The following is an 18681-nucleotide window of genomic DNA, read 5'->3' as shown; positions in this document are numbered from 1 at the left end:
ACCCCCTCAACACCCACTATCGAGGTACGAGGCACGAGAATACACATGGCTACTCTCGAAATCAACGATCTTCACGCACGAGTGGCGGAAGAGGGCGGCGAACGAATCCTTCTGGGGGTCGATCTGACCGTCGAGTCCGGGGATATCCACGCGCTGATGGGCCCCAACGGCTCGGGGAAGTCGACGCTCGCGAAGGTTATCGCCGGCCATCCCGCCTACGAGGTCACCGACGGCGAGATCCTGCTCCACCTCAGCGAGGAGGACGTCGCCGACGTCGACGCCGATCTGGACGACGAGGACTATCACTGGGAGCTGCTCGAGCTGGAGCCGAACGAGCGCGCCGCGCTCGGCATCTTCCTCGGCTTCCAGTACCCCGCGGAGATCGAAGGCGTCACCATGACGAACTTCCTCCGGCAGGCGCTCAACGCGAAGGCGGACGAGCGCGAGGAGCTGTTCGAGGACGAGGAGGAGGCTGAAGAGGAGGCCGAGGCCGACGACGAGGACGACGAGGGGTACGAGACCTCTCCGATGGAGGGGCCCGCGGACGACGGCGAGATCGGCGTCGCCGAGTTCCAGGAGATCCTCTCGGAGAAGATGGAGCTGCTCGACATGGACGAGAAATTCATGCAGCGCTACCTCAACGCCGGCTTCTCCGGGGGCGAGAAGAAGCAGAACGAGGTCCTCCAGGCCGCGATGTTGGAGCCCAGCGTCGCCGTGCTCGACGAGATCGACTCCGGGCTCGACATCGACCGCCTGAAGGACGTTTCGAAGGGGATCAACGCGCTCCGCGACGAGCAGGGCACGGGCATCCTCCAGATCACTCACTACCAGCGCATCCTCGACTACGTCGAGCCCGACCACGTCCACGTCATGCTCGACGGCGAGGTCGTCAAGAGCGGCGGTGCGGAGCTCGCCGAGAAGCTGGAGGACGAGGGGTACGACTGGGTCCGCGAGGACGCCTTCGAGGCGGCGTAACCGAATGCGGGCACGCGACACACGTAAACACGGAAAGCGGTAACAAAACACTATGAGTTCACAACAGGACGACCTCAAGGAGACAGACACCGAGGCTCGCTTCGAGTTCAAGAAGGAGGAGAAGTCCGCCTTCCAGAGCGAGAAGGGCCTCACCGAGGAGACGGTCCGCGTCATCTCGGAGGACAAGGACGAACCGGAGTGGATGCTGGAGCGGCGACTGCGCGCGCTCGAGCAGTTCCAGGAGATGCCGATGCCGACCGACTGGCCCGGCCAGCCGGACCTCTCGGAGGTCGACATCAACGAGATCGTTCCGTACATCCGACCGGACATCGACAAGCGCGGCGGCGCCGACAGCTGGGAGGACCTCCCGGAAGAGATCCAGGACACGTTCGACAAGCTGGGCATCCCGGAGGCCGAGAAGAACGCGCTCTCGGGCGTCGGCGCGCAGTACGAGTCCGAGATCGTCTACCAGAACATGCAGGAGCGCTGGGAGGAGAAGGGCGTCATCTTCTGTGACATGGACAAGGCCGTCCGGGAGCACGAGGAGATCGTCCGCGAGCACTTCATGACGAAGTGCGTCCCCCCGAGCGACAACAAGTTCGCGGCGCTTCACGGTGCCATCTGGTCTGGCGGCTCGTTCGTCTACGTCCCCGAGAACACCACCGTGGAGATGCCGATTCAGGCGTACTTCCGGATGAACTCCGAGGGGATGGGCCAGTTCGAACACACGCTCATCATCGCCGAAGAGGGCTCCGAAGTCCACTACATCGAGGGCTGTTCGGCCCCGAAGTACTCGGCCTTTAATCTCCACTCCGGCGGCGTCGAGGTGTTCGTCGGCGAGGATGCCCACGTTCAGTACTCGACCGTACAGAACTGGTCGAAGAACACGTACAACCTGAACACCAAGCGCGCCATCGCAGAGAAGGGCGGACGCATGGAGTGGATCTCGGGGTCGATGGGGTCGAAGGCGACGATGCTGTACCCGTCGACGATCCTGAAGGGCCGCGGCGCCTCCGACAACCACATCACCATCGCCTTCGCGGGCGAGGGTCAGGACATCGACACCGGCGCCAAGGTGTACCACAACGCGCCGGACACCAAGTCCACCGTCGAGTCGAAGTCGATCGCGAAGGACGGCGGCCGCACCAACTACCGCGGCCTCGTCCACATCGCGGACGGCGCGGAGAACTCCTCGACGGCCGTCGAGTGCGACGCGCTGATGTTCGACAACGAGTCGACGTCGGACACGATGCCGTACATGGAGATCAACGAGTCGAAGGTCGACGTCGCCCACGAGGCGACCGTCGGCAAGATCGGCGACGAGGACATCTTCTACCTCCAGTCGCGCGGTCTCGACGACGACGACGCGAAACAGATGATCGTCTCGGGGTTCATCGAGCCGATCACGGAGGAGCTGCCGATCGAGTACGCCGTCGAGCTGAACCGGCTCGTCGAGCTGGAGATGGAAGGTTCGCTCGGATAACATGAGCACGAAGCAAATCGAGAGCCTCTCGGAGGACACGGTACGACGCATCGCCGACGAACGCGACGAGCCCGAGTGGCTCTTGGAGACCCGCCTGGACGCGCTGGCGGCCTTGGAGACCGCGGAACTCCCCGACGTCATCCAGACGCCGGGCCGCCGCTGGACCGACCTGGAGGCGCTCGACTTCGAGGCGCTCGTCGACCCGCTGAACCAGGCGGACGAGACCGAGCGGACCGCGGGCGACGACGAGGCCGTCGTCCTCCCGTTCACCGAGGCGCTCGCCGAGTACGGCGACGTCATCGAGGCGAACTTCGGCTCCGTCCTCGATCCCGAACACAACTACCTCACGGCGCTTTCGGTCGCGCTCTTTACCACGGGGACGTTCGTCTACGTCCCCGAGGGCGTCGACGTCGAGGACGTGACGGTGCGCGCGGAGATGAACTCCCGCTCGCTGTTCAGCCAGACGCTCGTCGTCGCCGAGGAGTCGTCGTCGGTGACGATCCTCGAGTCGATCGAGACCGGTGACGGCGAGGCCGCCGCCTCGGCGGGAGGCGACGACCGCTACTTCTCGAACCTCGTCGAGGTCGTCGCGGGCGAGAACGCGAACGTCCAGTTCGGCTCGCTACAGAACCTCGACGACGACTCGTACACCTACTCGCTGAAGCGCGGCGTGACCGACACGTACGCGACCGTCGACTGGATCGAGAGCAACTTCGGCTCGAAGCTCACCCGCTCCGACATCGAGACCGAACTCGACGGCGACGGCTCCGAGAGCCAGATCGTCGGGACGTTCTTCGGCACCGACGACCAGCACTTCGACATCAACGCCCGCGTGTGGCACCAGGCGGAGCAGACGACCGCCGACCTGGTGACGCGCGGCGTGCTCGACGACGTCGCCCGCTCCGTCTACGAGGGGGTCCAGGACGTCGGCGAGGACGCGTGGAACACCTCCAGCTACCAGCGCGAGAACACGCTGATGCTGTCGGACGACGCCGAGGCCGACGCGTCGCCGAAGCTGATCATCCACAACCACGACACCGAGGCGTCCCACTCCGCGACGGTCGGACAGGTCGACGCCGAGGACCTGTTCTACCTCGAGAGCCGCTCGATCGACTCGCGGACGGCTCGGAACATGCTCGTCGAGGGTTTCTTCGTGCCCGTCTTAGAGGAGATCGCGGTCGACGAGTTCCGCGACGACGTCGAGGAACTCGTCTTGAAGCGCCTTCAGTAACGGTCGGCGCCCGCCCGTTCGTCCGCCCGCCGAACGGATTTTTCCCGTCTCGTCCGCGGAGCGACCGGCCCGCGAGGGGAACGGTTTAAGACCGACGACGCCCGAGTCGGAGGTATGCGAACCCGCGTATCGCGCCGTCTCGGGTGGTCGCGGTGAGCGTGAGCCAGCGGGTCGCCTCCGACGACCAACTCGCGCGGCTGCTCCAGATCGGAATCGTGTTAGAGGAGGTCGTCGAAGCGCGAACGCACCGTCACTACCGGCAGCTGGACGCCGAACTCGACGAAGAGATCGAGACGCTGCTCGCGGACGCGGCCGAGGAGTCGGCCGACCACCGCGAACGGCTGGAGGCGCTCATCGAGGGGCTCGGCGTCGACAGCGTCCCGTTCGGCGAGATCGAGTCGCTGGTCGACGCCCGGTACGGCCGGACGCGGCCGGAGGACTTCGACGGCGTGTTGTACGACCAGCTGTGTAACGAGGAGACCGCCTACAAGTTCTACGACGACCTCATCGAGGCGATCGAGGACTCGGAGGCGGCGTTCTCGATCGACCGCGGGGAGCTGCTCGCGACCCTGACGACGATCCGCGACGAGGAGGCCGAGGGCGTACGGAAAGTCACGGAGGTCATGGAGCGCCGATGAACCGGAGAGACGAGACGCCGACGAGCGCCGACGGAGGAGAGCCGTGAACACCGCAGATCAGTACCTCAAGACGATATACGTCGTACAGGAGACCGAAGACGGCCCCGCCTCGACCGGGTCGATCGCCGACGCGCTCGGCGTCAGCCCGGCCAGCGCCAACGAGATGATCGGCAAGCTCGAGGAGCGCGGGCTCGCCGAACACGAGAAGTACAAGGGCGTCCGGTTGACGGACGACGGCATCGTGCGGGCGAGAGACGCCCTCCAGACGTACTGTATCATCGAGCGCTTCCTCGCGAACGTCCTCGCGGTCGAGGACTTCCAGGCCGAGGCGCGCGAGCTGGAGGCCGTCATCGACGACACGGTCGCGGAGCGGCTCGACACGATCATCGACCGACAGCCGGAGTGTCCGGACTGCTTCGACCCGGAGACCGACGCCTGCGCGTGTCTGGAGGTCGCGCCGACGCCGGTCGAACCGGAGCAGCAGTAAGGAAAAGCGCCGCGGGAGGCCTTCAGAGAGCCGTTTTAGCTGAATGTAGGCGGTAAGCCCCCTTCCTTAAGGAGCAACGCAGGCGGCGAGTAGGCAGGGGTAGTTCACACGCCGGTCGAGTACCGCAGGATGCCGGCGATGCCGCCGAACGCGTCGAGCAGCTGTTCGCCCTTCTCGAAGTCCGTGGAGATGAACTTCGTGTCCGTCCCGCGCTGTCCCGCGATGGCCATCAGGTGTTCGATGATGTCTTCCCGCTCCTCGACCGCGGCCGCCTCGCCGCACTCGCTGCACTCGTGGTCGGGCGTCGAGTGGCGGGCGTCGAGCACCTCGTACTCCTCGTGGCCGTTCGGGCACTCGTAGACGACGACGTCGGAGCGGAGGTCCTCGGAGATGAGCAGCCGGTCGACGGAGCCCATGATCAGGTTCCGGCGGGTCTGTTCGAAGCCGTAGGTGGCCTCCTCGCCGGTGTTGAGCTTCTCGAAGAACTCCTCCATGTTGCGTTTGTCCTCGACGATCTCCTGGTCTGCGAGCACCTCGCTGGCGTTGTCGACGAGGTCTTTCAGCCCGGACTCGTCGGTGTAGGCCACGTCGAACTTGCCGAGGACCTTGTCCTGGAGCTCGTGGTGGAGGTAGTCGCCGTCGAGGAACTCGTCTTTCGTCGGGGAGGGACCGCCGACCAAGATCCCGTCGAGCTCGTGGCGCTTATCGACGAACAGGTCGTCCGCCATCCCCGCGACCTCCTGGTAGAAGTTGTCGATGGCTTCGAGCCGCAGGCGGGCGAACCGCTGTGCGGACTGGCCGCCCTTCCGCTGTTTGCCGGGGACGAGCGAGGAGGCGGACTTGACGGCCTCGACGCGTTTCCCCTTCAGCCAGCCGACGTTCGCCTCGCGGCGGTCCAAGACGATGAGCCCGAACAGCCCGGAGTCTTCGAGCATGTGTTCGAGCGGCTCGGTGAGGAACTCCGAGTCGCAGTGGTAGCGGAACGACTCGACGGGCTGCGGGGGTGACTCCAGCGTCCGGGTGACCATGTCGGTCTGGCCGCCGCCCGCGTCGATGGCGCCCGAGAATATCACGATGCCGTTGTCGGGCGGGAAGGTGTCGTAGTAGCGCAGTCGGTCCTTGATCGACGTGAGCGCGTCTTGGACGGCGGTCCGGGTCTGCTTCGACTTGATGTTCGACGCCTCGCTGTGCTCCTGCGTGACGTGGGCCACCACGTCGGATATCTGCCGGTCCTCGGGGATGTAGATAGTGACGAGCTGGGTGCCGGAGCCCTCGTACTCCTTGAGTTCCTCGATCACCTTGCGGAACTCGTACTTCCGGCGGTCCTCGTTCGCCTCCTGTGCGTCGCTACTCATTACCTACAGTTCGCTCCCGTGCGGGTAAGTAAGCTTTGACCTGCGGGCTCTCTCCGATGAGACGCCCCGCCTCGGCCGCGAGCGGCCGCGTCGAGGCGGGAGCCGTTTCAGTCGTACTGCTCTTCGAGGTAGTCGACGATGTCGTCGCTCTCGTACATCGTGACGCCGCGATCGGTGTCGACGAGGTAGGGGATCTGGTCTTCGCCGCCCGCGGTGAGCTCGTCGTGGGTCACCTCGTTGGTCACGTCGCCGCCGACGTCGCCCGGGAGCCGCGGGTTGTGCGCGACGTAGGAGACGCCGAGCTCGGAGAGCGTCTCGCGGACCTTCGCGCAGTGCGGACAGCCTTCCGACTGGGAGAGTTCGAGCATCGGCCGAGCGTACGACGGCCAGGACGAAACCGTTTGCGGGCGGGGCGGTGAGCGGCGCCGGATCGAGACCGTCGAACCCGGCGGTTACATCGACTCCGGGGCCTCGACGCCGAGCACGTCGAGCGCGTTCGCCATCGTGTGTTTCGCGGCCGCGACGACCGCGAGGCGGGCGTCGCGCAGCTCGGCGGTCTCGGCGGTCAGGACCGGGCACTCGCGGTAGAAGGCGTTGTACGCGTCCGCGAACTCGCGGGTGAAGGTGGCGACCGTGTGCGGCTCCAAGTCGTCCGCCGCGGCCTCGATAACGGCCGGGAACCGCGCGACTTCGCGCAGGAGCTCGCGGGCCGCCTCGGTCTCTAAGACGCCCGCGTCCACGTCGAGCGCGTCGGGGTCGACCTCGCCGTCGGCGTCGGCCGTCACGCCCGGCACGTCGATTCCGGCGGTCGCGGCCTCGCCGAGGATGCCGGCACAGCGCGCGTGGACGTACTGGACGAACGGCGCCGACTGCGCCTCGAAGTCGAGCGCGTCCTCCCACTCGAAGGTGATCGCCTTCGCGGGCTGCTTCGAGACGATGTCGTACCGCACGGCGCCGATGCCGACCTGGTGGGCGATGCGCTCGACGTCCTCGTCGGTGAGGTCGTCGTCGCGGATGCGGTCGTCCATCCGGGACTCGACCGCGTCGCGGGCGCGGTCGATGGCCTCGTCGAGCAGGTCGTCGAGCATCACGCCCGTCCCCTGCCGGGTCGACATCTTCCCGTCGGGGAGGTTGACGTACGAGTAGATGACGTGGCCGAGCCGGTCGGTGTCGTTGCCGAGCAGTTCGAGGGTCGCGCCGAGCTGGTCGGCCTGTAGCTTGTGGTCCTCGCCGAGGACCGTGACCGCGCGGTCGTAGTTCTCGAACTTCCACTCGTGGTGAGCCAGGTCGCGGGTGGTGTAGAGGCTCGTGTCGTCCGAGCGCAGGAACACGAGGTTCTTCTCGATCCCCCACTCGTCGAGCTCCAGTTGCCAGGCGTCCTCCTCGTAGACCGCGTGGTCGGTCTCCTTGAGTCGCGCCGCGATATCGTCGGTCGAGCCGTCGCGCATGAACCGCGTCTCCTTGACGAACTCGTCGAACTCCGCGGGGAGGCGCGCGAGGCAGTCCTTCATTCCGCCGAGGACCGCGTCGACGACCTCGCCGACGCGCTCGTACGTCGCCTCGTCGCCGGCTTCGAGCCCCTGGAGGATCGACTGTATCTCCGCTTCCGCGGCCTCGACCGCGTCGGCGTCGGCCTCCTCTAAGAAGGCGTTCCCCTTCCGGTAGTAGCGCACGAGGTCGTACTCCGCGCGGTCGCGCGCCGGGTCGTCGTCGAGGTCGGACTCGTCGAACCGCTCGTACGCCCACGTGAACACCGCCATCTGCCGGCCCGCGTCGTTGACGTAGTAGTGGCGGTCGACGTCGTACCCCGCGTACTCCATGAGGTTCGCGACGGCGTCGCCGACGATCGGGTTGCGCGCGCGGCCGACGTGGACCGGGCCGGTCGGGTTCGCGCTGGTGTGTTCGACGACCACGCTCGTGTCGCGGTCGGGGAGCGCGCCGTAGTCGGCGGCGGCGGCGGCCGCGTCGAGCGTGTCCGCGAGGTAGCGCTCGTTCGCGTGGAAGTTGACGTACGGCCCCGCGGTGTCGACGCTCGCGACGTAGTCGGCGCCCTCGACCGACACCGCCTCCGCGACGGTCGCCGCGACGTTCGGCGGCGCGTCGCCGACCTCGCCCGCGAGCCGGAAGGCGACGCTGGAGGCGAGCGTCGCGTCCATGTCGTCGGGCGGGCGTTCGATGCCGAGGTCGTCGGTCGGGAGGTCGAGCGAGCCGAGGGCGTCCACGAGCGCCGCCTCGACCGCCGACCGGAACTGCCTGAACATACCGTCCGTTCGACGGGCGGGTTAAAAGGCCCTTCCGAAGCGGCTCGGGGGGCGAGGCGTGGGATCGAAGAAACGAAATTGAGACACTCTGGACTGCGGTGGCGCGCGCCTGCGAGGCCGCATCGCGGCCGAGCCGCGAGGGACCGGAGGTCCCTCTGGAAGCCGGCGCGAAGCGCCGGCGACAGCACCGCGCGAGGGACGCGGCGAACGCGAGCGGCGAAGCCGCGAGCCGTGAGCCGCGAGGCTGGGGAGGAGTGAGGTGCGGGGCTGTGCGGGGCGGGACTCAAAGGGGCAGTCGGGAGGCGTGCGCAGCGAGCGTGCGCCCGCCTCCCGGCTGGGGCTTTGGAGGCCTTCTCCGTCGATCCGTCAGCAGCGATTTATACGTAAGCGGCTGGGGCTTTGGCGGTGTTCACCGCAGGTCTACAGACGATTATTTGTCGCTGTTGAAATCCTATTCTCCAGACAGATTTTGCCTGAAACGTCTAGTCGCTGAAGAGTGCGAATGGAGCAAGCCCGAATGGGTGAAATAGGGACGAATACCTGTTCGATAACTCTTAGTTCAGCTATAGGTTCTCGTACACATCGAGGAAATGTGTTTCTGAAAAGTCCTGTGGATCTGACCAAGACGATTCGTCGTCGTCTTCGTTCTCAGTCCAGATTTGTATTTCTGGATCATACTTTTCGAGCATCTCAGAGTCTCCTCCGTCGTCTTCTTGCGCAACCTCACCAAATTGGGCAGCTAATATCGTGGTGAAAGCTGCGTCTTCGATGTCTGATAATAAAGCGTCGGGTTTTACCCTAAGTTCACCAACAACATTCCCATTTACTGCTACTTTTTGAAAAGTTTTGTATTCTGGTGGATCATCAGGATCTTGGCTTGGCATAGGTATTACGAATAACAGATTGACTTAAATCTTTATATAGGTCAACTCTCGTTCTGTCGGCTACAACCGGTAGAAACCAAGAACCTCGTAGTTGAGGCCGAACAATCACGTCCGCGATCCGTACCGTACCATCTGTACTGAGCGATTTGTTAGTCCTCTGTATTGACCGCTGGTGGGGCAGAATATATCACTTGTTGAGGGTTTCACCAGAGCCGGTTATTTATAAGCGAGCGGCCGAGGGTTCAGAAGCCTCCCGCAGAACAGCCGATCCCGGAGTCGGATTCTTACGAGACGATCTCGTCGATAAGCTCGCGGGCGCTGCGCCGGACCGCCGCGTCGCTCTCGATCGACGGCTCCCAGCCGAGGTCGGCCAGCTTCGCGATCGACAGGCGCATCTTCGGCACGTCGCCGGTCCAGCCGCGGTCGCCGCCGGTGTAGGCGTACTCGGGGTCGACGCCCAGCTCATCGCTCACGATGTCGGCGATGTCGGTGACGGAGGTCGTCGTCCGCGTGCCGAGGTTGTACACGTTGTACGCGTCGTCGGCGCCCTCGACGACGTGCCGGATCGCGTCGACGCACTCGGTGACGTGCATGTACGACTTCTCCTGGCGGCCGTCGCCGAGGATCTCCAGCTCCGTCGGGTCCTCGTCCAGCTTCTCGATGAAGTCGGGGATCACGTTGCCGCGCTGGCGCGGGCCGACGATGTTCGCGAAGCGAAACACCCACGACTGAATCCCGTAGGAGTGGGCGTGCGTGGAGATGAGCCCCTCGTCGGCGAGCTTCGAGGAGCCGTAGATCGAGATGGGTTCGAGCGGGCCGTAGTCCTCGGCCGTCGGCCGCGGCGCCTCGCCGTACACCGTCGACGAGGAGGTGAACGCGAACCGGTCGACGCCGACCTCGCGCATCCGCTCTAAGACGTTGTACGTCATCTCGGTGTTCTCCTCGAAGAGGACGCGGTCGTCGTCGTAGTTCGTGTCGGTGTACGCCGCGAAGTGGAAGACGACGTCGAGGTCCTCGGTGACCGCGCGGGCGACGTCGTCGGGGTCGGTCACGTCAGCCGCGACGAACTCCGCGCCGTCGGGCACCCGGTCGCGGGTCCCCTTCGAGAGGTCGTCGGCGACGCGGACGGCCGCGCCGCGGTCGAGCAGGTCGGCCGCGAGGTGGCTCCCGACGAGGCCGGCGCCCCCGGTGACGAGGACGCGCGAATCGGCGAGGTTCATACCGGACTGTCGGTGGTTGCGGATAAGTAGGTGTGGAATCGGGGCGGGAGTCGAGCGGGACAGGAACAGGGCGGAACGCGACTACAGGTTCTCGAACGCTTCGTCGACGAGTTCGCCGGTATCGGCGACGATGCTCGCCATCTCGTCGTCGTCCGGCGCCATCCCGACGAGCCGAGCGATACGCATGATGGAAACGTGGTAGACGCGCTGTTTGCCGGGGGCCTCTTCCCAAATAACGACGTTACACGCCATCAGCGCGCCGAGCTTGTTGTCGGTCGCGTCGAGCGCGCGGTCGGCGACCTCGGGGTTACACGCGCCCAAGACGTAGTAGGGGTCGCGGCCCGCGTCCACCTTCTCGTTGAGCATCTCCGACGGCGAGAACTCGACGGGGACGCCGAATCCGGCGTCGGTGAACACCTCGCGGACGTGTTCGATCGCCTCCTCGTGGTCCATCTCGAGGGTGGCTTGCTGTTCACCGATGTCGTCCGGATCGATCTGACTCGGGTCGATTGGAAGCGTCATTCGTGTATTGTCTTGGGCCTACGTAACAAAGACTCTTCGGATAGCACGCGGAGAGAGCGGTGACGCGACCAGTTGGACATCCACGGCACGACGTCCGGCCGCAACAGTATTGTGCTATTTGAGAACAACTTTAACCCGCTCTGCCGCCCTACTGTTCGATATGACGTCCGGTTCAGTGCGCGAGGACCTCGAACGCGACCTGGAGTGTCTCGACCTCTTAGAGTGCGTTCACGGGCTCAACGATCGGGACCAGACGGTTTTTCAGGAGCTACACCAGACGGACGGAGACCTCACCGTGGACGACGTGGCGGACCGACTGGACTGCGAGCGGTCGACGGCGTACCGGTCGATTTCGCGGCTCGTCGACGCCGGTGTCGTCGTTCAGCGACAGGAGAACTACGACCACGGCGGGTACTACTACGCGTACCGACCGCGAACGTCCGAGGAGGCCGCGCGCGAAATGCGACGGCTGCTCAACAGCTGGTACGCGACCGTCAATCAGCTCGTACAGGAGTTCGAGGACCGGTACGGACGCGAGACGGCAGGGCGTGAGGACCGGCCGATTCGACCCGATCCCTGACGCGCGGGCGACCGCACCACCCGCCGACGTACCCACGCGATCCGCCGCTACGGTATTGTGTGAATTATACAAAATAAATAAATCGGTGGGGACCGAAGGTGAACTCATGTCCGAGGAGACGGGAGCGGCCCCGACGACGACCGGCGAAGACGCTCCCGCCGAGTACGTGCGGGCAAACCGCGAGGCGCTGGTCTCGCTGGCCCTCGACCTGCTCGCGGTCGACACGTCGAATCCCCCCGGCGACACGCGGGAGATCGTCGCCGCGATCGAGCGGTTCCTCGACCCCCTTCCGGTCGAGGTCGAGCGGTTCGCCGTCGACCCGGCGAAGCCGAACCTGCTCGTGCGGGTCCCCGGCGACGCCGACCGCACGCTGCTGTTCGACGGGCACCTCGACACCGTGCCCTTCGACGCCGACGCATGGACGCGCGACCCGCTCGGCGAGCGCGACGACGACCGCGTCTACGGGCGGGGCGCGACCGACATGAAGGGCGCCGTGGCGTCGTTGCTGTTCGCGATCCGAGCCTTCGCGGCCACCGAAACCGACCCGGCCGTCGACCTCCTGTTCGCCTTCGTGAGCGACGAGGAGGTGGGCGGCGACGCCGGGCTCCCGGCGCTGCTCGACGCGGGGGTGCTCGACGCGGACGCCTGCGTGATCGGCGAGCCGACCTGCGAGGAGGGCCGCCGCTCCGTCACGGTCGCGGACCGGGGGAGCATCTGGCTGACGCTCGAGGCGTCGGGCGAGGCGGCGCACGGCTCCCGGCCGACGCTCGGCGTCAACGCCGTCGACCGACTGTACGACGCCGTCGAGACGATGCGCGATCGATTCGGTACCGAGCGGCTGGCGATCGGCGCCGAGATGGAGCCGATCGTCGAGGAATCGGTCGCGTACTACGCCCTGTCGATGGGCGAGGCGGCCGCGCGGGACCTGTTCCGATATCCGTCGATCAACCTCGGCGTCTTCGAGGGCGGCGACGCGGTGAACGCCGTCCCGGACTCGGCGCGCGCCGAGGTCGACGTACGGCTGACGGCCGGCGTCCACACCCCCGACGTGCTCGCGGGGATCCGCGAGTGCGTCGCCGACTGCGAGGGGGTCGCGATCGCCGACGTCTCGTGGAGCGTCGGCACGGCCGAAGACCCCGACGGTCCGCTCGTCGAGGCCGTCGCGTCGACGGCGGCAGGCGTTACCGGTGACCGCGTGTTCAGGCGGAGCGCCACGGGCGGCGGCGACGCCAAGAGGCTTCGGAACGCCGGGATCTCGACCGTCGAGTTCGCGCTCGGGACCGACACGCTCCACGCGCCCGACGAGTACGTCCCGGTCGACGCGCTCGTCGACAACGCGGTCGTCTACGCCCGGCTACCGGCGGCGTGGCGCGCGGAGACGGACCGATAGTCGACGCCCCGCACCCGCCCGGTACACGTCGGTGGGACGGTCGAGGTACCGCGGTCGCGATCGGCCCGTCCGCCCCCCGTCAGAGTGTTTCTAGAATATTGGAATTTACTCACAATACTAATACCACACGCCCGTAACTACCGCGTGTGAGACCGTCATGACCGACATCGAACCTCAAGAGACCGTCGACGCCAGAGGCGCAGCGTGTCCCGGCCCGCTGATGGACCTCATCGGAGCGATTCGGAGCGCCGAGTCGGGGGACGTCGTCCGACTCCTGAGCGACAACGATCAGTCGCTCACCGACGTCCCCGAGTGGGCCGAGGAGGCCGGCAACGAGCTGCTCGCCGTCGAGGAGCGCGACGACCACAACGCGTTCTACGTGGAGAAAGCATGACCGAGCGCGTCGTCATCGTCGGGGGCGGGACCGGCGGCACCGTCCTCGCCAACGACCTCGCAGATCGGCTCGAACCCGAGCTCGACGCCGGCGACGTCGAGGTCACCCTGATCAACGACGACCCCGACCACGTCTACAAGCCGGTCTGGCTGTACGTGCCGTTCGGACAGCGCGAACCGGCGGACGGTCGCCGCGCGCTCGACGAACTGGTCGACGACGCGGTCGACCTCCGGATCGATCGGGTGACCGAGATCGATACCGACTCCCGGCGGCTCCGGTTCGACGGCGGCGGGCCGTCGATGGAGTACGATCACCTCGTCTTGGCGACCGGGTCGACGCTGGAGCCCGACCGGGTTCCCGGCCTCGCGGCGGGCGGCCACGACTACTACAGCGAGTCGGGCGCGACCGCCCTGCGCGAGGAGTTGCTGTCGTTCACCGAGGGCGAGCTCGTGTTGAGCGTCGTCGGCACTCCCCACATGTGTCCGGCGGCGCCGCTGGAGTTCGTCTTCATGGCCGACGACTGGTTCCGCGAGCGCGGCCTGCGCGAGGACGTCGACATCACCTACACGTACCCGATCCAGCGCGTCCACGGCAATCCCCACATCGCAGAGTGGGCCCGCCCCATCATGGAGGAACGGGACATCAACATGGAGACGTTCTTCAACGCCGAGTCGGTCGACCCCGACGCGGAGACGGTCACGTCGATGGAGGGGACCGAGCTCGACTACGACCTCCTCGTGACGATCCCGCCCCACGGCGGCGTCGACCTGATCGAGGCGGCCGGGCTCGGCGACGACGGCTGGGTCGACGTCGACAAACACACCTTGGAGGCCGAGGCCGCCGAGAACGTCTACGCGCTCGGCGACACCGCCGACACCGGCGTCCCGAACGCGGGCAGCGTGGCGCACTACCAGGCCGGCGTCGTCGGCCGGCGCCTCGCCAGCGAGGTCCGCGGTCGCCCGGCGACGGCGACGTACGACGGCAAGACGCTGTGCTTCGTCGAGACCGGAACCGACGCGGCCTCGTTCGTCGAGTTCGACTACGAGACCCCGCCGTCGCCCGCGCCCCCCTCGGAGAAGCTCCACTGGTCGAAGCTGGCGTACAACGAGTCCTACTGGCTCACCGCGCGGGGGCTGCTCTGACCATGTCCGAGACGGATCCTTCCGAGTCGGCCGAGCTCGAGGCGGCGATCCGAGAAAATCCCGAGGCCGTCGCCGCGTTCGTGGAGCGGCTCGACGCCGTCAACGAGCTGCTGGACGCCCTCTCCTTGGGCGAGAGCGCGCTCTCCGACGAGATGGTCCGCGAGCTCTCGGCAACGGGGTCGACGCTCGCGGAGTCCGCCGACGGGCTGGCGACCGACGAGACCGTCGAGCTGGCCGAGCGGGTCGGCGAGAACGGCGACGAGCTGCGGGCGGCGCTCGACACGCTGCTCGAACTCCAGCGGAGCGGGGCGCTCGACGAGCTGGCCGAGATCGCCGAGGTCGGGTCACTGGCGACCGCGGCCCTCGACGACGAGATGGTGAGGTCGCTGGCCGGCACCGGCGCCGCGCTCGGCGAAGTGGCGCAGACCGCGGCCGACGACGACGCCCGCGACGGCGTCGAGACGCTGCTGAAGGGCGTCGGCGAGGCGGAGCGCGAACCGCCAGAGCGGGTCGGGGCCGTCGGGCTGCTCCGCGGCGTGCGCGACCCGGAGGTCCAGTACGGGCTGGGCTACCTGCTGGCGGTGGCGGGCGCGATCGGCCGCGAGCGCACCGCCGGGGAGTCGTAGCGGGAGAACGGGAGTTCGGGGATCGGAACAGCGGTTCGTTTTTCGGCGGTCAGACGAGCAGCTGGATGTCCGCCTCGGCCATGTCCTGGAGCGCGGTGGCGGCGCCGACGCCCGCGGTGACGCCGTCGTAGAAGTCGTCCTCGTCGTAGTCCATCAGGTCGATGGTCATCTGACAGGCCTGGAACTCCACGCCCATGTCGAGGCTCGTCTCGAGGAGCTCCTCGACCGTGGCGGTGTCGTTGTCCGCGATCCGCTTTTCCATCATCCGCGTCGTCACGCGGTCCATGCCGGGGAGCGCGGCGACGGCGTTGGGGACGGGCATGTTGGGGTTGCCGACGGAGCTGAGCTTGAGGCTCTTCGAGCGCTCCTCGTGGAGGATGTCGAGCCCCCAGAACGTGTGGAAGACGGTCACCTCGTAGCCGAACGCGGCCGCGGTGCTGGCGAGGATGAGCGGCGGGTACGCCATGTCGAGCGTCCCCTTCGTGGCGATGATGCTCATTTTCTTGCCGCCGTCGTCGGCCTCGGCGAGCGCGTCCTCGAGCTCGTCGACGCGCGCGGCCAGCTCCGCGCGGGAGGGGGCGTCGCCGTCGGTCGCCTCGGAGGCGTCGTCGGCCGACGCGTCGGATGTGTCCGTGCCCATCGTTACTCGGTCTTGCGGACGTAGTGTTTGTACACGTCGTCGCCCTCCGTCTGGTCGGCGAGCTCGACGCCCGCAGTGCCGTCGGCCCAGCCGTCGATGTCGCTCATGCTGCCGGGGTCGGTCGCCAGCACTTCGAGGACCTCGCCCGCGGCGAGACCGTCGATGGCGGACTTCGTCTTCACCACTGGCATTGGGCACGATGCGCCTTTCACGTCGAGCGTCTCCGCGATGTCGAATTCGGAACTCATTGTGTATCTGCTCCGGCCGCGTGTATTGGAGCTATCGCACAATACCCTCCACCAAGGTAAAAGATTGTTGTTTCTTGTGAAGATCGCCAACTACCATATAACGCGAAACATATTCAGGCACTCTATAACCCGTATTAGATACTTTAGAGGAATATCTGATGCCCGCGACCGGCAATAGTATTGTTCAAAAAAGGAAATACTATGAAAATTCTTTTGTGCGTCGACCCGGTAGAACCGACCGCGAAATATGAATGCCGACGACTTTCCGACTCCGGACGTCGACGTCGACTCCGTCGACCCGGACTCGCTCAAACGTCGAATCGACGCCGGCGAGGACGTGACGATCCTCGACGCGCGTATGGGGTCTGACTACGAGGAGTGGCGCATCGACGGCGAGAACGTCGCGTCGATCAACGTCCCGTACTTCGAGTTCCTCGACGACGAGATCGACGACGACGTCCTCGATCGGATCCCCGACGACCGCGAGGTGACCGTGCTGTGCGCGAAGGGCGGCGCCAGCGAGTACGTCGCGGGCGCGCTCGCGGAGCGCGACTACGACGTCGACCACCTCGAAGACGGGATGAACGGCTGGGCGAGCGTCTACGAGGCCGTCGAGGTCGAGCGCTACGACGGCGCCGGCACGCTCCTCCAGTACCAGCGTCCGTCCTCGGGCTGCCTCGGCTACCTCCTCTATCACGACGGCGAGGCCGCGATCATCGACCCGCTCCGGGCGTTCACCGACCGCTACCTCGACGACGCGGACGACCTCGGCGTCGACCTGACGTACGCCATCGACACACACGTCCACGCCGACCACGTCTCGGGCGTGCGCGACCTCGACGCCGAGGGCGTGGAGGGCGTCATCCCGGCGGCCGCCGTCGACCGCGGCGTCACGTACGCCGACGAGCTGACCACGGCCGAAGACGGCGACACCTTCGAAGTCGGCGACGCGACGATCGAGACCGTCTACACCCCCGGCCACACGACCGGGATGACCTCCTACCTCGTCGACGAGAGCCTCCTCGCGACCGGCGACGGGCTGTTCGTCGAGAGCGTCGCCCGCCCCGACCTCGAAGAGGGCGACGAGGGCGCCCCCGACGCGGCGCGCATGCTGTACGAGTCGCTACAGGAGCGCGTCCTCTCGCTGCCGGACGACACGCTCGTCGGCGGCGCGCACTTCAGCGACGCCGCGGTCCCGGCCGACGACGGCACCTACACGGCGCCCATCGGCGAGCTCGTCGCGGAGATGGACGCGCTCACGATGGACGAACGGGCGTTCGTCGACCTGATCCTCTCGGACATGCCGCCGCGGCCGGCCAACTACGAGGACATCATCGCGACGAACCTCGGGCGGAACGCCGTCGACGACGAGGAGGCGTTCACCCTGGAGCTCGGGCCGAACAACTGCGCCGCCAGCCAGGACTCCCTCGCGGGTGACTGACGACGCACATGGTCGCTGACCCAGTACTGCTGCAGGCTGTCGCCGAGCTGTTCCCCAACGGGATCAGCCGGTACGCCGTCGGCGGACTGCTCGTCGGGCTCGGGACCGTTCTGATCTACGTCGGGACGGGAATCCCGGCCGGGGCGAGTACGTTCTTGGAGTCGACGCTGTCGTACGTCTCCGACCGGTCGCGGTTCCAGCGGTACGTCGGCTCCCGGGACTGGCGGGTCGTGTTCACGGCCGGCATCGTCCTGGGCGGGCTGGCGTTCGCGGCGACGTTCCAGTCCGGACTGGTCACGAGTCCGCTGTACGAGCCCGGAACGACCGGCCAGCTGTACGAGGTCGCCGGCGTGACGCTCTGGGCGACCGACGTCCAACCGTGGCGGCTGTTCGTCGGCGGTGTCCTCGTCGGAATCGGAACTCGGATCGGCAAGGGCTGTACGTCCGGGCACGGCGTCTGCGGCGTCGGCTCGGCGTCGAAGACGTCGCTTGTCGGCGTCGCGACGTTCCTGACCGTGGCGATCGGGACCGCGCAGGTCGTCGCCGCGCTGGGGGTGAGTCCGTGATGCGCGAGACGCGAGCGGACCGAGGCGCGAACGGAGTGAGCGACTCGGGGAGCGAACGGCGAACGGACGTGAGCCGTGAGCGGCGAGCGTCTCGAACTGCGCGAACGGGAGCGACCGGAGGGAGCGACACGTGAGCGCGGACAGGCATCCGCTGTTCAAGCCGCTGATCTTCGTCGGCGGTATCATCTTCGGGTTCGGACTCGGGTTCAGCCACATGGCGCGGCCGGAGGTCGTGGTGAACTTCCTCCTGTTCGACGACCTCGGGCTCCCGTTCGTGATGTTCGGGGCCGCGATCGTCTCCGGGATCGCGTTCGCGCTGCTCCCCCGGTTCCGGGACGCCGCGCCCCTCACGGGCGACCCCTACGAGCGCCGGCTGAAACCGTTCGACCGGAACGTACTCGTCGGCGGCGCCGTCTTCGGCGTCGGCTGGGGGCTCTCGGGGATCTGCCCGGGCGCCGCGTACGCCAGCCTCGGGGTCGGCAACGTCACCATCCTCTGGGCGCTCGGCGGGATGTTCGTCGGGGCGTACGCGCAGGGCTACTGGCGGAGCCGGAGCGGGGCCCGCGACGCCGCCGCGGCGGGCGCGGACTAGCGCACC

The 18681-nt window shown here is 66.8% G+C and carries 21 protein-coding genes; 13 read left to right on the top strand and 8 right to left on the bottom strand.

The window, feature by feature from the left end; genetic code table 11:
• The first annotated feature begins 45 nt into the window (after positions 1–45).
• From EXE42_RS11825 to EXE42_RS11805, 5 genes are all read left to right on the top strand, one after another.
• The gene (locus tag EXE42_RS11825; RefSeq protein ID WP_092920646.1) at positions 46–975 is read left to right on the top strand and encodes an ABC transporter ATP-binding protein; all 930 of its coding nucleotides are present in this window, start codon (positions 46–48) and stop codon (positions 973–975) included.
• 52 nt (positions 976–1027) lie between these two features.
• On the top strand, positions 1028–2458 hold the full coding sequence (gene sufB / locus EXE42_RS11820; protein ID WP_092920645.1) for a Fe-S cluster assembly protein SufB: 1431 nt from the start codon (positions 1028–1030) through the stop codon (positions 2456–2458).
• Position 2459: 1 nt separating this feature from the next.
• On the top strand, positions 2460–3689 hold the full coding sequence (gene sufD / locus EXE42_RS11815; protein ID WP_092920644.1) for a Fe-S cluster assembly protein SufD: 1230 nt from the start codon (positions 2460–2462) through the stop codon (positions 3687–3689).
• Positions 3690–3841: 152 nt separating this feature from the next.
• Positions 3842–4327 (top strand): rubrerythrin, encoded by a 486-nt coding sequence (locus EXE42_RS11810; RefSeq protein ID WP_092921311.1) that lies wholly within the window; start codon positions 3842–3844, stop codon positions 4325–4327.
• Positions 4328–4370: 43 nt separating this feature from the next.
• A complete protein-coding gene (locus tag EXE42_RS11805; RefSeq protein WP_092920643.1) occupies positions 4371–4814 on the top strand; it encodes a metal-dependent transcriptional regulator in 444 nt (147 codons plus the stop codon).
• A 104-nt stretch (positions 4815–4918) separates the two neighbouring features.
• On the opposite strand, the gene prf1 is transcribed toward EXE42_RS11805, so the two are convergent.
• From prf1 to EXE42_RS11775, 6 genes are all read right to left on the bottom strand, one after another.
• Entirely contained in the window at positions 4919–6169 is a 1251-nt protein-coding gene (gene prf1 / locus EXE42_RS11800; protein WP_137706576.1) for a peptide chain release factor aRF-1, read from the bottom strand.
• 107 nt (positions 6170–6276) lie between these two features.
• A complete protein-coding gene (locus tag EXE42_RS11795) occupies positions 6277–6537 on the bottom strand; it encodes a glutathione S-transferase N-terminal domain-containing protein (protein ID WP_092920641.1) in 261 nt (86 codons plus the stop codon).
• 84 nt (positions 6538–6621) lie between these two features.
• A complete protein-coding gene (argS, locus tag EXE42_RS11790) occupies positions 6622–8430 on the bottom strand; it encodes an arginine--tRNA ligase (RefSeq protein WP_137706575.1) in 1809 nt (602 codons plus the stop codon).
• A 563-nt stretch (positions 8431–8993) separates the two neighbouring features.
• On the bottom strand, positions 8994–9314 hold the full coding sequence (locus EXE42_RS11785; RefSeq protein WP_137706574.1) for a hypothetical protein: 321 nt from the start codon (positions 9312–9314) through the stop codon (positions 8994–8996).
• A 284-nt stretch (positions 9315–9598) separates the two neighbouring features.
• Positions 9599–10534 (bottom strand): NAD-dependent epimerase/dehydratase family protein, encoded by a 936-nt coding sequence (locus tag EXE42_RS11780; protein ID WP_092920639.1) that lies wholly within the window; start codon positions 10532–10534, stop codon positions 9599–9601.
• Positions 10535–10615: 81 nt separating this feature from the next.
• Positions 10616–11056: a DUF302 domain-containing protein gene (locus EXE42_RS11775; RefSeq protein ID WP_092920638.1), complete on the bottom strand. Its 441-nt coding sequence runs from the start codon at positions 11054–11056 to the stop codon at positions 10616–10618.
• Positions 11057–11216: 160 nt separating this feature from the next.
• On the opposite strand from EXE42_RS11775, the gene EXE42_RS11770 reads away from it, so the two are divergent.
• From EXE42_RS11770 to EXE42_RS11750, 5 genes are all read left to right on the top strand, one after another.
• Positions 11217–11636: a helix-turn-helix domain-containing protein gene (locus EXE42_RS11770; protein WP_167603332.1), complete on the top strand. Its 420-nt coding sequence runs from the start codon at positions 11217–11219 to the stop codon at positions 11634–11636.
• A 106-nt stretch (positions 11637–11742) separates the two neighbouring features.
• Positions 11743–13026 carry a M20 family metallopeptidase gene (locus EXE42_RS11765; protein WP_137706573.1) on the top strand — a complete coding sequence of 428 codons (1284 nt, stop codon included), beginning with the start codon at positions 11743–11745 and terminating at the stop codon, positions 13024–13026.
• 157 nt (positions 13027–13183) lie between these two features.
• Positions 13184–13420, top strand: a complete 237-nt coding sequence (locus EXE42_RS11760) for a sulfurtransferase TusA family protein (RefSeq protein ID WP_092920636.1) — start codon at positions 13184–13186, stop codon at positions 13418–13420.
• Positions 13417–14562, top strand: coding sequence for an NAD(P)/FAD-dependent oxidoreductase (locus EXE42_RS11755; protein ID WP_137706572.1), 1146 nt, complete (start codon positions 13417–13419; stop codon positions 14560–14562). The genes EXE42_RS11760 and EXE42_RS11755 overlap by 4 nt, the downstream gene beginning before the upstream one ends.
• Before the next feature lie 2 nt (positions 14563–14564).
• Entirely contained in the window at positions 14565–15188 is a 624-nt protein-coding gene (locus EXE42_RS11750; RefSeq protein ID WP_092920634.1) for a DUF1641 domain-containing protein, read from the top strand.
• A gap of 49 nt (positions 15189–15237) precedes the next feature.
• Here the strand turns inward: EXE42_RS11750 and EXE42_RS11745 are convergent, their stop codons facing one another.
• Positions 15238–15828, bottom strand: coding sequence for a DsrE/DsrF/DrsH-like family protein (locus tag EXE42_RS11745; protein ID WP_137706571.1), 591 nt, complete (start codon positions 15826–15828; stop codon positions 15238–15240).
• A gap of 2 nt (positions 15829–15830) precedes the next feature.
• Positions 15831–16076: a sulfurtransferase TusA family protein gene (locus EXE42_RS11740; RefSeq protein ID WP_137706570.1), complete on the bottom strand. Its 246-nt coding sequence runs from the start codon at positions 16074–16076 to the stop codon at positions 15831–15833.
• A 247-nt stretch (positions 16077–16323) separates the two neighbouring features.
• On the opposite strand from EXE42_RS11740, the gene EXE42_RS11735 reads away from it, so the two are divergent.
• The 3 genes from EXE42_RS11735 to EXE42_RS11725 all read left to right on the top strand — a co-directional run bounded on the left by EXE42_RS11735 (position 16324) and on the right by EXE42_RS11725 (position 18675).
• On the top strand, positions 16324–17517 hold the full coding sequence (locus tag EXE42_RS11735; RefSeq protein ID WP_137706569.1) for an MBL fold metallo-hydrolase: 1194 nt from the start codon (positions 16324–16326) through the stop codon (positions 17515–17517).
• A gap of 8 nt (positions 17518–17525) precedes the next feature.
• On the top strand, positions 17526–18083 hold the full coding sequence (locus EXE42_RS11730; protein WP_137693976.1) for a YeeE/YedE family protein: 558 nt from the start codon (positions 17526–17528) through the stop codon (positions 18081–18083).
• A gap of 130 nt (positions 18084–18213) precedes the next feature.
• Positions 18214–18675 carry a YeeE/YedE family protein gene (locus EXE42_RS11725; RefSeq protein ID WP_092920629.1) on the top strand — a complete coding sequence of 154 codons (462 nt, stop codon included), beginning with the start codon at positions 18214–18216 and terminating at the stop codon, positions 18673–18675.
• Positions 18676–18681 lie beyond the last annotated feature (6 nt).

The sequence above is a fragment of the Halorubrum sp. SP3 genome (assembly GCF_005435195.1).
Lineage (GTDB): Archaea > Halobacteriota > Halobacteria > Halobacteriales > Haloferacaceae > Halorubrum > Halorubrum sodomense.
This window is presented reverse-complemented; position numbering and strand designations above follow the sequence as displayed.

Excerpts from the sequence above, each read along its gene's own strand:
- EXE42_RS11825 (WP_092920646.1), top strand. The coding sequence starts at position 46 with ATGGCTACTCTCGAAATCAACGATCTTCACGCACGAGTGGCGGAAGAG.
- sufB (WP_092920645.1), top strand. The coding sequence starts at position 1,028 with ATGAGTTCACAACAGGACGACCTCAAGGAGACAGACACCGAGGCTCGC.
- sufD (WP_092920644.1), top strand. The coding sequence starts at position 2,460 with ATGAGCACGAAGCAAATCGAGAGCCTCTCGGAGGACACGGTACGACGC.
- prf1 (WP_137706576.1), bottom strand. The coding sequence starts at position 6,169 with ATGAGTAGCGACGCACAGGAGGCGAACGAGGACCGCCGGAAGTACGAG.
- EXE42_RS11795 (WP_092920641.1), bottom strand. The coding sequence starts at position 6,537 with ATGCTCGAACTCTCCCAGTCGGAAGGCTGTCCGCACTGCGCGAAGGTC.
- argS (WP_137706575.1), bottom strand. The coding sequence starts at position 8,430 with ATGTTCAGGCAGTTCCGGTCGGCGGTCGAGGCGGCGCTCGTGGACGCC.
- EXE42_RS11785 (WP_137706574.1), bottom strand. The coding sequence starts at position 9,314 with ATGCCAAGCCAAGATCCTGATGATCCACCAGAATACAAAACTTTTCAA.
- EXE42_RS11780 (WP_092920639.1), bottom strand. The coding sequence starts at position 10,534 with ATGAACCTCGCCGATTCGCGCGTCCTCGTCACCGGGGGCGCCGGCCTC.
- EXE42_RS11775 (WP_092920638.1), bottom strand. The coding sequence starts at position 11,056 with ATGACGCTTCCAATCGACCCGAGTCAGATCGATCCGGACGACATCGGT.
- EXE42_RS11770 (WP_167603332.1), top strand. The coding sequence starts at position 11,217 with ATGACGTCCGGTTCAGTGCGCGAGGACCTCGAACGCGACCTGGAGTGT.
- EXE42_RS11765 (WP_137706573.1), top strand. The coding sequence starts at position 11,743 with ATGTCCGAGGAGACGGGAGCGGCCCCGACGACGACCGGCGAAGACGCT.
- EXE42_RS11760 (WP_092920636.1), top strand. The coding sequence starts at position 13,184 with ATGACCGACATCGAACCTCAAGAGACCGTCGACGCCAGAGGCGCAGCG.
- EXE42_RS11755 (WP_137706572.1), top strand. The coding sequence starts at position 13,417 with ATGACCGAGCGCGTCGTCATCGTCGGGGGCGGGACCGGCGGCACCGTC.
- EXE42_RS11750 (WP_092920634.1), top strand. The coding sequence starts at position 14,565 with ATGTCCGAGACGGATCCTTCCGAGTCGGCCGAGCTCGAGGCGGCGATC.
- EXE42_RS11745 (WP_137706571.1), bottom strand. The coding sequence starts at position 15,828 with ATGGGCACGGACACATCCGACGCGTCGGCCGACGACGCCTCCGAGGCG.
- EXE42_RS11740 (WP_137706570.1), bottom strand. The coding sequence starts at position 16,076 with ATGAGTTCCGAATTCGACATCGCGGAGACGCTCGACGTGAAAGGCGCA.
- EXE42_RS11735 (WP_137706569.1), top strand. The coding sequence starts at position 16,324 with ATGAATGCCGACGACTTTCCGACTCCGGACGTCGACGTCGACTCCGTC.
- EXE42_RS11730 (WP_137693976.1), top strand. The coding sequence starts at position 17,526 with ATGGTCGCTGACCCAGTACTGCTGCAGGCTGTCGCCGAGCTGTTCCCC.